Raw genomic sequence first — 12,820 nt, 5'->3', positions numbered from 1 at the left:
AAGCGACAGTCTCTTCTTGCGTGGTTGCTGCTCTTGGTTGCACTCGGCGCCGTTGAGCTATCGTCGACCCGTGCCGATCGTACCGAGAGCTGGGCGTCTCGAGCCGATGCCGGACGCTCCGTGCCACCGGCCGCGGGAACATCCCCACAAGCCGCCGCTCCGTCGTCTGCTGGAGACGAAGCCGCCCTCCCTGGCGGACGCGTGTTGTTGGATGCTCACAATTGCTATCCGTACAGTGGACGTTGGACGGATCGAGTGGACCGTGCTCTCGCGACCGGTGCTCCGCTGGCCATCGAGCAAGACCTCATCTGGTACACGGACACCCAGAAAGGAACGTCGCGGTCGGTTGTTGCGCACGGCCTCGAAGAGGCCCCTTCGGCACCAAGCTTGCGCGAGCATTTCTTCGAGCGCGTCCGGCCGTACGTCGAGCGTGCGCTGGCGGAGCAGCGCCGCGGCGACTGGCCTCTCATCACGTTGAATCTCGACCTCAAGTCGGACGAGCCCGAGCACCACGCCGCCATCTGGACGCTCCTCGGCGAATACGAGGCTTGGCTCACGACCGCGGTCAAGGATGCTGATCCGGCGCGCGTGATGCCGCTCGACGTCAAGCCTCTTCTCGTCCTCACCGGGAGCAATGACGCGCAGCAGAAGAGCTTCCATGACCGCCTGCCGATCGGCACGCGTCTACGCGTGTTCGGCGCAACGCGGGTCCCGCCGCCATCCGGGACGACCGACGAGGAGCGGCTCATGTCGGCGGCACGCGCGACGCCAGAGGTGGCGATTGGTGAGCGCGCGACCAACTATCGGCGCTGGGTCAACTTCCCGTGGGCAGTCGTCGAAGCAGGCGGTCAGGTGCGCGCAGCAGAGTGGACGACCGAGGACAGCGCGCGGCTCCAGGCGCTCGTCGATCGAGCACACGCCCAAGGACTCTGGATCCGCTTCTACACCCTCAACGGGTCCCGACCAGAAACGTCGAAGGCGCTCGGCTGGACCGCCAGCTACAATTTCGGCTCACTCGACGCCGTGCAGCAACGATGGCGCGCCTCCATCGAGGCGGGCGTGGACTTCGTCGCCACCGATCAATACGAGGATTTCACGCAGCTATTGAGCATGCGAGACGTCACGAAGCCCTCTCGATAGTCACGGATAGAGTCGCTCGCGTTGCCAACCGTGCTCGACTCGCCGGTACCGAACGCGATCGTGCAGCCGAAACTCCTCGGATTTCCAGAACTCGATGACGTCTGGCGTCAGGCGATATCCCCCCCAGAACGATGGCCGCGGCACGTCTTCGCCAGGGAATCGTGCCTCGGTCTCGCGCAAGCGCGCCAGCAGCTCGTCACGCGACGTGAGCACCTGGCTCTGCTTCGACGCCCACGCGCCAAGCCGGCTTCCGCGCGGACGGGTCACGAAGTACGCGTCCGATTCGTCGGGCGCAATTCGTGCCGCGACACCCTCGACGCGAACCTGCTCGTCGATCCAGGGCCAGTAGAAGCACAGCGCCGCGCGCGGGTTGTCGTCGAGCTCGCGCGCCTTGCGGCTCGCGTAGTTGGTGTAGAAGACGAAGCCCCGCTCATCCAAGCCGTGGAGGAGCACCACCCGGACGGAAGGCCGGCCGTCGGACAACGCGGTCGCCAGCGCGCACGCGGTGTGATCGAACGGCGCCTGTGCCGCGGCGCGCTCGAAGGCGTGACGGAACAGTGCGAGCGGATCTGAATCGTTCATCGACGTGTAGACGCTCCAGCGCCCGACCTGAAGGTCGGGCCTACAGACGATTATCTCCGGTCACCGCGTCACGGCCTCGGCCGACGCCTGTTCGAGTCGCGCCTTTGTGCTTCGAAGATAGCGGTCCAGAGCGTCGCGCGTCCTGCGGCGCGCCGAGGGACGGATCAGCGCGCGGAGGAGGCCTGTCAGTCCGCCAATCCGAGCGCGGTTCACAACCAGAAGATACACGCGATCGAGCCCCTCCTGCAGCGGGTCCTCCACCAGGAACTTCAGTTCCAGCGCCGCGTCGAAGTAGTGACTCGCGTAGATCTGCTTCGAGGCAATGGCGTAGTCGATCCCTCGATCAGGCGGTGGCTGGTAGATGGTGACGTGATTGACGCGGAGCGTGGGCTTGATACCGAAGTCCACCAACGACCAGTAGAAGAAGTCGTCGGCGTTGGCAAGGCGCGCTCTGGGGTAGGATCGCAGATAGTCGCTGAGCTCCGGCTGACTGGAGAGGAGCGAGCTGCTCTCCTCCAGCATCTCCTCGAACGCGTCGCCGGAACGCAGGGGCTGATCCTGGTCGCTCAGCTCCGGCAGGGCGCCGTTGCCCTGTGCGCGATACGCCGTGACGAAGCCGACGAGCATGTCTTTGAGTATCGCGTCGGCACGCGCGCGCGCGCTGGTCCCTCCTCCCCCCTCTCGCCGGATGCGCGTCATTGCCTCCGCGGGCAACTTCACGGCGCACTTGCCAATCTCGCACTGCGACAACGCCCGGAGATCGTCGAGTGGCATGCGAAGTGCCTTGACGTCGTCGAGCGTTGGCGGCTGACGGAATGTGCCGATCTGCCTGACGCTCTCTCCGGACTCGAACCTGGCAATGTCGCGAAAGCGCTCCACGAATGTCGCTGCAGAGACGTCAATGCGGACGCTGCCGAACACCGCAATCTCGTGCGCGAGATCCGTGCTCAGGAGCATCGAGACAGGGCGCCCGCTCTCGACCGTTCGCACATCGCGAGCATTCAGACCGATATCGTGGAGGACATTCTGCAGCGTTCGGCGCTCCTCCTGAACGCTGACGCTCGCAGACGGCAAGAGAATCGATGCGGCAACCGCCACAACGGCCAAGCAGCGACGCCGTGTGCAACGCCGGTGTCGGACGGCTCGCGCCGGCCCGCCCCGGCTATTGCCGTGACGATCCAATGCGATGCACGGCTCAGTTTGGCACCCATCGAATGCCCTTGTCGTCCCTCCTCGGACCATTCGTGCTGTGCAGCCTATGCGAGATCCGCGCCAGTTGATCCGTGTGCTGAAAATACGGAACGCTGGACGCACCACACCGCGCGCTATCCGCCGGGAACGCTACGGCCGAGGCTGGTCGGTGCGATCGGCCCCTTAGCAGACGGTGTACTGAGACACTACGCGGCAGGAACAGATCTCGGTGACGCCACGTTACCGAGGTTCGGATGGCGGCAAGGCAGTCAAATGACGTCGAGCTCAACCGCAACGTCCGGGCTTGCAACTGCAAGCGTGCCATAGAGCGGTCATCTCGACTTGAACTTCTCCACGAGCTCCTCAGCCTCCTTGGACGTCACGCCGGTGAGTTGGAGCCGGAGCCGGGCCCCGTTGAAGACAGTGTGATCGCTGCGGACAGGGTGCTCGCGGTCGACCCAGCCGTCGATTTGCGCCGTGACGCCACCGAGCGTCATACCCTGATCGCGCGCGATCACCTGAATCAGCTCGACACCGCAGGAGGCGACGCCCGCGAGAAAGACCTCGGCTGGCGTCACCGCTTCGCCGGGACAGCCGTTCTGCGCCGGACCATCCACGACGAAGTGATGTTGCCTGGCGCTGCACAAGACCCGGCCGAGCATATCCGTCGAGCGGGCCTGCACCTGATACCGCCGTACGCTGTCAGCTTCCATCGACGCGCCTCCGTTCTCGCCGCGAGTTTACTACTGTCCGAGGTTGGAGCGGGCGAGTCGAGGAGCGACGCTCGCGGGAAAAAATAGGGGCAGGTGGGTTTGACCTGCCCCTTGGGAGGAGGTTGGAGGGTCCAGCAGACCACTAGAAGGAGACGCGCATGCCGAGCTCCAGCTGGCGGCCAGGCATGGCGCTGATGGGCTCGCCAAAGTTCGGCGCGCTTTCGACACCGCCATATCGTGTGTAGTTGGCAATATTGAACACGTTGAGCGCCTGAATATAGACCTCGAGCCCCGTCGGACGCCCTTGCTGCCGATCTCGCATGCCGACGGTCTGAGGCCCACCGCCGGGTGGACCACCACCACCGCGGGGCCCACCAGGGCCCCGTCCACCACCACCGCGACCGCCACCACCGCCGCGGCCAACGCCGGAGCCGAACCCCCAGCTCAAACGCAGATCCACGTTCTTCTGCCAGTCGCCCAGCTCACTATTACGTGACACCCCCTCGGACCGGTCGTTGGTGGCCGTATCCCCGTTGGCATCAGTGCCCAGCGTTCTGTTGTAGGGCGCACCAGAGCTCACGCGCGCGTGGAGTCCTAGACCAAAGCCCTTCGGGAGTTGCACGTTGATGAAGCTGAAGATCTGGTGGCGAATGTCGCCGCTCGCCGGTCCCCACTCGCTGGCGAGGTCGGAGCCGTCGGCCGGCAGGCTGAGCGGTCCGTCTGCGTCGTTCATGGACCTGCCGTATCGATAGCTGATGACGCCGAACAGACTGCGCGGCATGTAGGACATCATGAGGCTCAGGTCGACCCCCTGCTCCTCGGCCCGTCCAATCGACTGGATCTCGGTGATACGCTCGAACTCCGGAGACGGTCGCACGCCGTCGATAGGCGCGTTGATGTTCAGCCCACGCAGTCGATGCGAGGTCTCCTCGCGGAAATAGTTGGTGCGAAGCCGTGCCCACTCTGTCAGCTGTTGGTCGACGCCGACCGACACGCGTGTCAGCCTGGGCAGCCGGAGATCCTCGGCAGCCTGAATCCGGCTCGGTGGAATCGTCTCACTGGCCGCCCCTGCGAACGGATCTGGATAAGAGGGATTCTGGATGATGATGTCCCGTTGACGAAGTCCATCGACGAGCACGGTCTGCGCGTACGTGTCCGCCCCGTACCAGTCATAGAAGATGCCCCCGCCTGCGCGGATGGTCGTTCGTCCACTGGCGAACGGCGTCCAACCGATGCTGGCGCGCGGTGAGAAGTTTGCCTTGCCGTCAATTTGTGACTGAAACTCGTGCCTCAGGCCAACGCCGAGCATGAGGTCCTTGCGCAGACGGATGTCGTCCTGAACATACCAGCCGACCTCGTGGCGAGAGTAGGTCGCCTCCGGGTTGCCCTCACGCTGGGAGAACTGGAGCGGGCGTCCCGCGACATAATCGTCGAGGCTCGCGAAGGTGAACGTCCCGCCCATGTTCGACTGCTCGTTGGTGCGGTAACGGGAGACGTCGATCTCGAAGCCGGCACTGAGACTGTGCATTTTGCCGAGCGTGAACTGGAGGTCGTCGGCCACCTCGATCTCCCGCGCGCGCTCGCCGCCGGCGAGCTGCGCGCCGCCCGAGGTAAACGAGCCGAGCACGTCGATGGTCGGCTCCATGCTGGCCGACATCGTCTCGGTGTCATCCCACGCGTACTCGAAGCGCACGTGGTTGAGAAAGCGCTTCGCGAACGTGCCCGACGTGCTGATACGGGCACGGTTCTCGAAAGAATCCCGATCGTAGGCACGCTCCTGTAAATCGAGCTCAGTGGCACCGAGATCGCGCTGCCAGCGCGATTCACGCTGGTACTCGAAGCGCAGCATCTGCTCGCTCGTCAAGGCATGCTCGAGGCGAAAGTCCATCTCGAGCCGACGATTGCCCTGTTCGACGATGTCGCTGAATGGCCCGCTGTCCAGCCGCGCGTTGATCGTCTGTGCATCGAACGCGTCCCAGCCGCTGACCGAGATCGCATACGAGGTCTTGTTCCTCACGATGGGGCCACTCGTGCTCCATCGCAACCGGCGGGTCTGGCCATCGCCTCGCTCTGGGGCGAGGGGGCTGCGCGCATCGAGCGATTGATCACGAAAGCCGAGATTCACCTGATTCCGAAAGTCGCCGCTGCCCGGCCTGGTCACGATGTCGATGCGCGGCCGGCCGGCCTGATGGTTGTCTGCCGAATACGGATCGAAACGGAAGCGAATCTCCTGAATTTGAGACTTGGGCGGCAACTGCCCGCCCTCGAACCCGTTCACTCGCATGACGGCGCCAGGACCGGCTATCGCCTCGATGACCTCCGCCATCTCCTCGGGATCGTCCGGGAGATTTTCGATCTGCTCTTGGGTCAAGGCTTGCGTGAAGTTGTTGGCGAGCGCCGTCTCGGTCGGGTCTTGCGTGACCGCCACGTCTTCGAGAACCTTGCTCAGCGCGAGCTCCACCTCTCTCGTGACCCGCTGCCGGTCGGTGACCACCAGTCTCGGCTCGTCGAATGGCTCGAACCCGGACAGCTCGACACGCAGCGCATAGGTTCCAGGCGCCAGGCTCTCGAAGAGCGCCTCGCCGCGGTCATCCGTCACCATGGGGATAGGCGTTGTGGCAGGTTGCGGGCCGACCAGCGTCACATCTGCGCCAGGGATACGATCACCGAGGGGATCGGTGACAACGACGCTGACGGTTCCGGCGGATTGACCCGCAGCATCGTCAGCGCGCCTCGGCGAGGCGTCCCTACCGCCATCGTGGTACGGCGCGTTCGCCGAACCATCGGGGTAGGGCGCGTTCGCCGAACGCGCCGCTAGTGTGGCCGGAGCTGCAGACTGCCCCGCGAAGGCCGCCTGTGCCCCCACCGACGACGACTGCGTTGCAATCTGCGCCGCTCCGGCCCACCGAGCCGGCGTGAGCGCCGCGGCCATCAGACCAACGACGAACCACGCGCCGGCATATCTGATACGACAAACCATCGTCAACCTGCTTACTCAGGATTCCTTGACTGCTTTCTCTTATCCTTGAACTGCTCGGGCTCGAGGTCTGGATTTAGCTCGACCTTGGTGATCGTCCACTCTTCCTCGACCTGGTCGTCGACCTGACGGATGATCTTGTGCGGTACCTGCACGCCACCTTCGTCACCGTAGTCGCTGAAGAAGAGCTGGGTCTCGACCAAGGGTGGCGGCCCCTGCGCCTGCCTCTCCCGGCGGATCTCCTCGAGAGCCTTGCGCCGCTCGTCCTCGCTCCCGCCCCGTTGCGGCCCCATGCGGCGCATACCTCGGAAGGACGGCGCCTGATAGGTCATCATGAGGAGGAGGTGCGTTTGCCGGTCGACGAACACGCGAGCCTTGAACCCGTCACCTGCCACATCGAGCACGTCAGCCGTCTGGCCGTTCGGCGCCTGTGCCTCGCCGACGTGCGCGAGCGTGAGCCCGGCGAGCGGGGCTGCGCTGGGCAGCACGCCGAGCAGGGCACGGTAGAACTCGCCGTGCATGGCACGCCCGCGGCCGCCGCCGCGGCTACCGCCCATTGCCGGCCCGCCCGGTCCTCCCTGTGCCGCTCCCGCCTCGCCGGATCCGCCCTCCCGAGCGCCTCGCCCGCGCCCCCGGAAACCGCCACCGCCCTCACGCTCCATCCAGCTCTCTTGTCCGTTCACGGTCAGCGTGACGGTACCGCCCGGCGTACCGTCTGGTCGCTCAGTCTCCTCGACGCGTTGGAACTTGTCGGGAAACAAGACGCGCATGGTGAACGTGCTCGACATCTGGCGTTCACCGAATACACGGCGCGTGTCCGCCTCGAAGGCCAAGCTGCGCAAATCAGCGACCGCGGCACCGCCCACCGCCTCGTTGACCGCTTGAAGCACCTCTTTGGCTTTCGCAATACTGGCTTCGGAGGGTGGAGCCGGCGTAGAGCCCTGCTCCCCTCCGGGTGCGGCCTCCGTGACTGGCCGCGATGCAGGCTCCTGCGCGCGGGTCGCGCTCGCAGCGCTCACGACTTGCGGATTCGGCGCCCCGCTCGCCAGCATGGCCAGCGCCGCCGAGATCACTATCGCTGCTCTGTACGGGATCCTGGCCTGCATGATTCACCTCCGCGCGCGTGCGCGCCTCGAATCAGGTAGGGCGCGTTCGCCGACTCGTCCGCCGTAGCGCTAAGTGCGAAGGCGGAACGCGCCGTCGCGGCCGCCTCGGCGAGGCGGCCCTACCGAGGTGATTGTGATACGACTTGCCCGGCGACGTGGTTAACGGCCGGCTAAGAGTTTGTTAAGAACGTAAAAACTAACGCGAGACCATGCACACAACCCATACCTTGGACGCGTTCAAGCCTATCGAGGACTACGGCATCATCGGCAACATGCGCACGGTCGCGCTCGTTGGTCGCGACGGATCGATCGATTGGCTTTGCTGGCCGTTCTTCGATTCGCCAACTGTCTGTGCCGCGCTGCTCGACCCAGCGCGTGGCGGTTCGTTCCGCATCTACACCGATCACGACAGCGTCACGAGGCAGTTCTACTGGCCGGACACGAACGTGCTCGTCACACGTTTTCTCTCACCGCAGGGTGTCGGTGAGGTCGTGGACTTCATGCCGGTCAATGTTGCCGAAGATCACCCGTTCCGGCGCGCGATCATCCGCCGCGTCCGCTGCTCGCGCGGCGAGATCCGCTTTCGGCTCGAGTGTCGCCTCATGTTCGACTACGCGCGCGAGGTCCCTGAGTGTGAGCTGGTCCAGGATGGCGCCCGGTTCAGCGGCCGTCGACTGCGTCTGGCGTTGTGTGGACCGGTGCCGCTCGTCCGCGACGGATCAGGCGTCGCGGCGGAGTTCGTGCTGCAGGAGGGGGAGGAGCACGTCTTCGTCCTCTACGAGCTCCGGGACGACAGGCCGCTGTTGTCATGCCTGGCGCATGAAGAGGGAGAGGCGCTCTTTCGCGAGACGGTGCAATTCTGGCGACGCTGGCTCGAACGCTGTACCTATACCGGCCGCTGGCGCGAGACGGTGTATCGCTCGGCACTCGCCTTGAAGCTGCTCACCTTCGAGCCAACCGGCGCGCTCATTGCCGCGCCAACCTGTAGCCTGCCCGAGCACATCGGCGGCGAGCGCAATTGGGACTATCGCTACGTCTGGGTCCGCGATGCGGCGTTCACCCTCTACGCGCTGATCCGGATCGGTTTCACCAGTGAAGCCGCAGACTTCATGGGCTGGATCGAAGCGCGATGTCACGAAGCCACCAACGTGGGCCTTCAAACGATGTACAGCATCGATGGCCGCCCGTATCTGCCGGAAGTGACGCTCGATCATCTCGCCGGCTACCGCGGCTCACGTCCCGTCCGCATTGGCAACGGCGCTTCGGAACAACTGCAGCTGGATATCTACGGTGAGCTGTTGGACGCCGTATATCTGTTCAACAAGTACGGTCGGCCGATCTCGACCGACCTCTGGCGCGCCGTTTCCCGCCTGGTCGACTGGGTCGTGGAGAACTGGGCCGAAGACGACGAGAGCATCTGGGAAGTGCGCGGTGGACGGAAGCCTTTCGTCTACTCGAAGCTTATGTGTTGGGTCGCGCTGGATCGCGCCGTCCGCCTGGCGGACAAGCGCTCACTCCCTTCCAACCGAACGGTGTGGCTCGCCGAGCGCGACAAGCTGTTCCTGGAGATCATGGAGCGCGGCTGGAGCCAGCAGCGCAACGCGTTCGTGCAGTACTATGGCTCCGACGACCTCGATGCAGCGACGCTGCTGATGCCGCTCGTGTTCTTCGTCTCGCCGAGCGATCCACGGATGCTGCGCACAATCGATGCGGTGATGAAGCCACTTCACGAGGGGGGCCTGATGTCGAGCAGCGCCGTCTATCGTTACGATCCGCGCACCGGCGTCGACGGCCTACGGGGCCACGAGGGCTCGTTCAACATGTGCACGTTTTGGTTGGTCGAGGCGCTGACGCGTGCAGGGCAGTTCGACGGCCAGCGTCTGGAGGAAGCGCGTCTCCTGTTCGAGCAGATGCTGGGCTACGCGAACCATCTCGGGCTCTACGCAGAACAGACGGGCCCGAGCGGTGAAGCCCTCGGCAACTTCCCACAGGCCTTTACGCACTTGGCCCTTATCAGCGCCGCGTTCAATCTCGATAGAGCTCTGGGGAGGAAGGGATAAAGGGGTCTGTGGCTGTGAGGCTATTGGTCTCGACGGCAACCGCGGTGCTGCTCGCGCTGACGATCGCCCTCACGGGCGCAGCGCCACAACCCAAAGGCGACGCCGCCGACCGACCTGCAGCAAGCGACCCGCTCCTCTGGCGGGTCGACGGTCGTGCTCCTGCTTACCTCTTTGGCACGATTCACGTCCCAGACGCGCGGGTGCTGCAGCTCCCGGTACCCGTCGACGACGCGCTTGCCGAGGCGAGCGCGCTCTACACCGAGATTCCCATGGATCTCACGACGCGGCTGACGCTCAACGATCGCGTGACGCTGCCGCCTCACCAGCGCCTGCAAGACATTCTCGGGGAGGCGCTACACACACGGCTGTTGAAGACCTTCCAGACCGCGATGAGCGACGCCGCAGTGCCGGACGCCACTGCCGACGCACTCGAAACGATGCTCGACCGCTTGAAGCCGTGGGCCGCCCTCGGGCAGGTCGCGCTGCTCGACTACCTCCCTGAGCTTGCCGCAGGACGCCAGCCGCTCGACGCCGTGCTGTATGCACGCGCCCACGCAGACGGCAAACAGGTCGCAGCCCTCGAAACGGTGGACGAGCAGGTTGCAGCCTTCGACCGCTTCACCCACGCCGAGCAGACTGCCATGCTGCGCGCAGCACTCGACGAATTGGATCGCGCGCGTCAAACGCACACCACGCCGGCAGAGGAGCTGGTCGAGGCCTATCTCGCTGGCAATCTCCACCAACTGAACGAGCTTCTGATGGACACCGCGACTGATGTGGCGCTCGCCCGCAAGTTTCACGACGTCATGCTCGTCTCGCGCAACCGGCGGATGGCGGAGCGCATCGCCGCGATTCGGCGCGCCGAGCCATCCACAGTGCACTTCTTCGCGGTCGGCGCCCTCCACCTCTCGGGCCCGGAAGGAATCCCGGCGCTCTTGCGCGACGCACGCTTCCGAGTCACACGGATCAAATACAGTGATCAGTGATCAGTGGTCAGTGGTCACTGTATTCGTCCCGCAACTTCGTCGGCGAGGCGCTCGAGCCCCTCACTCATCGCCACCGGGTACCGGTCGCCGTCGCGGAGCTGCCGCACGCGCGGCGGAAGGCGCAGCTGCTCGGCGGCCGACCGATCGCGCAGGGCCGCGAGCGAGGCGCGCACGTCGAGTCGGCGTCCGCCACGCATGACGCACGTGAGAAGCGGCGTGGCGCCTGGAGGACCGGCTTCGTCGGCCGTGGCGACAACGTCGCGCCGCATCACGCCATCCTCGACGAGACGCCAGATCTGTTTGCGCCCAGGATAGAGGCGCTTGCCTGGGCTCAGCTTCATGGCGGGCGCCGGCACGCCCTGCCGCTCGATCTCGATCAGCTTGTAGACGGCACCGAGCGCGGGGGCGTCACTCGACGTGCTCACGGCCGTGCCGACCCCAAACGCATCGATGGGCGCCTGGGCGGCAAGGAGGGCTGCCACGCGGTGCTCATCGAGGTCGCCGCTCGCGAACACACGCGTTTCACGAAGACCGCCAGCATCGAGCGCCTGGCGGACAGCACGGCTCAGCGCCACGAGATCTCCGCTATCGAGCCGCACGCCGGACGGACGCAGCCCAGCGTCGACGATGCGGCCGACCGCCACCAGCGGATCGTAGGTGTCGATGATGAACACGCTATCCGGTCCGTGCACCGATGCAAACGTCCGAAACGCATCGAGCTCGGAAGCAAACGACATCACCCAGGAGTGCGCCATCGTCCCCGAGACCGGGATGCCGAAGAGGAAGCCGGCTTCGACATTCGACGTCGAGGCGCAGCCAGCCAGATACGCAGCGCGCGCCGCGTAGCGAGCCGCCTCCGGTCCATGCGCGCGGCGGCTGCCGAACTCGACCACGGGCCGCCCCTCGGCCGCCGCGACCACCCGCGCGGCTTTGCTGGCAACCGATGTTTGGAATCCGACAATACTGAGGAGCGCCGTTTCGACGATTTGGGCCTCGCCGACGGGTGCGGTCACACGCAGCAGCGGTTGCTGCGCAAACACCAGCGTTCCCTCCGCGACGGCCCATACCTCACCAGTGAAACGAAACCGCGCCAAGTAGTCGTCGAAGAACGACGCCGGTGCGTTGCCGAGCGCCGGTACCGAGCGCAAGTACGCGATCTCATCCTGGGCGAACGCCAGCGGCTCGAGGTACTCGAGGGCTTGATCGATCCCGGCCGCGATGAGAAAAGACCTTGTCGGCGGGAGCTCACGCACGAACAGCTCGAAGGTGGCACGCGCCTGGCCAGACGCGTGGTAGCCAGCCGTCATCGTGAGCTCGTACAGATCGCTAACGAGAGCACTCACCCGCATAAGGGTCAAAGGCGTTGAGGACTCAAGACTCCCGGACGTCACGCCCGGGCTATCATGATCTCATGAGCGACGAATCTCACGCTGCGCTGTTGATCGTCGACGTGCAGAACGACTTTTGTGAGGGAGGGGCACTCGCCGTATCGCGGGGAGACACCGTCGTTCCTGTGTTGAATGGATGGATCGACTACGCTCGGGCAAAGGGCTGGCCGGTGTATGCGTCGCGTGACTGGCATCCGCCGCGCACCAGCCACTTCGCCGCATACGGCGGCCCATGGCCAGTGCACTGTGTGCAGAATACGGCTGGCGCGGCGTTCCATCCGGATCTCGCGCTCCCCGAGACCGTGCTCGTCATCAGCAAAGGACAAGATGCGGAGAGCCACGGCTACTCGGCGTTCGAGGGAACCACACATGACGGGACCGATTTCCTGACCGATCTGCGGCGGCGCGCCGTCACGCATCTCTACGTCGGCGGCCTGGCAACCGACTACTGTGTGAAGAACAGCGTCACCGACGCACGGCGGCACGGCCTCGAGGTGGACGTGATTCGCGACGCGGTGGCGGCGGTTGGCGTGAAGCCTGGAGACGCCGAGGCAGCCATCGACGCGATGCAGCACGCCGGCGCGCGGGTCGCCTCCTCCGAGGCATTGATGAAGGAGGTACGAGGTTCGAGGTAAGAGGTTCGAGGTGGGAGGTGAGTTCCTGCGGACGGGTTGGCG

10 protein-coding genes are annotated in these 12,820 nt (G+C 65.2%); 4 read left to right on the top strand and 6 right to left on the bottom strand.

Annotated elements, in window-relative coordinates:
- Positions 1-120: 120 nt before the first annotated feature.
- On the top strand, positions 121-1,140 hold the full coding sequence (locus GEV06_06285) for a hypothetical protein (protein MPZ17504.1): 1,020 nt from the start codon (positions 121-123) through the stop codon (positions 1,138-1,140).
- Here the strand turns inward: GEV06_06285 and pdxH are convergent, their stop codons facing one another.
- From pdxH to GEV06_06260, 5 genes are all read right to left on the bottom strand, one after another.
- On the bottom strand, positions 1,141-1,722 hold the full coding sequence (pdxH, locus tag GEV06_06280) for a pyridoxamine 5'-phosphate oxidase (GenBank protein MPZ17503.1): 582 nt from the start codon (positions 1,720-1,722) through the stop codon (positions 1,141-1,143).
- Between the two features lie 60 nt (positions 1,723-1,782).
- The gene (locus tag GEV06_06275; GenBank protein MPZ17502.1) at positions 1,783-2,820 is read right to left on the bottom strand and encodes a hypothetical protein; all 1,038 of its coding nucleotides are present in this window, start codon (positions 2,818-2,820) and stop codon (positions 1,783-1,785) included.
- 425 nt (positions 2,821-3,245) lie between these two features.
- Positions 3,246-3,626, bottom strand: coding sequence for a hypothetical protein (locus tag GEV06_06270; protein ID MPZ17501.1), 381 nt, complete (start codon positions 3,624-3,626; stop codon positions 3,246-3,248).
- A gap of 142 nt (positions 3,627-3,768) precedes the next feature.
- Positions 3,769-6,606, bottom strand: coding sequence for a hypothetical protein (locus tag GEV06_06265; protein MPZ17500.1), 2,838 nt, complete (start codon positions 6,604-6,606; stop codon positions 3,769-3,771).
- A gap of 11 nt (positions 6,607-6,617) precedes the next feature.
- Complete coding sequence (locus tag GEV06_06260; GenBank protein ID MPZ17499.1) at positions 6,618-7,709, bottom strand: hypothetical protein; 1,092 nt, start codon at positions 7,707-7,709, stop codon at positions 6,618-6,620.
- Positions 7,710-7,918: 209 nt separating this feature from the next.
- Here GEV06_06260 and GEV06_06255 point away from each other — a divergent pair, with 209 nt between their 5' ends.
- Complete coding sequence (locus GEV06_06255) at positions 7,919-9,769, top strand: glycoside hydrolase family 15 protein (GenBank protein ID MPZ17498.1); 1,851 nt, start codon at positions 7,919-7,921, stop codon at positions 9,767-9,769.
- Positions 9,766-10,755 (top strand): hypothetical protein, encoded by a 990-nt coding sequence (locus GEV06_06250; GenBank protein ID MPZ17497.1) that lies wholly within the window; start codon positions 9,766-9,768, stop codon positions 10,753-10,755. Before GEV06_06255 ends, GEV06_06250 begins: the two co-directional genes overlap by 4 nt.
- 14 nt (positions 10,756-10,769) lie before the next feature.
- On the opposite strand, the gene GEV06_06245 is transcribed toward GEV06_06250, so the two are convergent.
- Entirely contained in the window at positions 10,770-12,104 is a 1,335-nt protein-coding gene (locus GEV06_06245; protein ID MPZ17496.1) for a nicotinate phosphoribosyltransferase, read from the bottom strand.
- A gap of 62 nt (positions 12,105-12,166) precedes the next feature.
- Here GEV06_06245 and GEV06_06240 point away from each other — a divergent pair, with 62 nt between their 5' ends.
- Positions 12,167-12,778: an isochorismatase family protein gene (locus GEV06_06240; GenBank protein ID MPZ17495.1), complete on the top strand. Its 612-nt coding sequence runs from the start codon at positions 12,167-12,169 to the stop codon at positions 12,776-12,778.
- Positions 12,779-12,820 lie beyond the last annotated feature (42 nt).

The sequence above is a fragment of the Luteitalea sp. genome (assembly GCA_009377605.1).
Lineage (GTDB): Bacteria > Acidobacteriota > Vicinamibacteria > Vicinamibacterales > Vicinamibacteraceae > WHTT01.
Note: the sequence above shows the minus strand (reverse complement) of the source record. Positions and strands in the feature narration are given on the sequence as shown.